This window comes from Streptomyces sp. NRRL S-495 (assembly GCF_000966955.1).
In the GTDB taxonomy this organism is placed as follows: domain Bacteria; phylum Actinomycetota; class Actinomycetes; order Streptomycetales; family Streptomycetaceae; genus Kitasatospora; species Kitasatospora purpeofusca.
In genome coordinates, this window is sequence record NZ_JZWY01001377.1 from 1 (window position 1) to 214 (window position 214).

1 protein-coding gene is annotated in these 214 nt (G+C 72.4%); it reads left to right on the forward strand.

Annotated features, from left to right (window positions below; genetic code table 11):
* Positions 1-214 (forward strand): ketoacyl-synthetase C-terminal extension domain-containing protein (locus VR45_RS41755; RefSeq protein WP_045945214.1); only part of this gene is annotated, 214 nt, incomplete at both ends.

Sequence of the window (214 nt, forward strand, 5' to 3'; positions counted from 1 at the left end):
CACCACGTGGACTGGGAGTCCGGCGCTGTCAGCCTGCTCACCGAGCAGCAGGACTGGCCCGAACTCGACCGCCCGCGCCGCTCCGCCGTGTCCTCCTTCGGCATCGGTGGGACCAACGCGCATGTGGTCCTGGAGGCCGCAGCGGAGTCGCCCGAGGTCGTGGGCGACGAGGTCGAGGGTGACGGTCCGGTGCCGTGGGTGCTGTCCGCCCGGA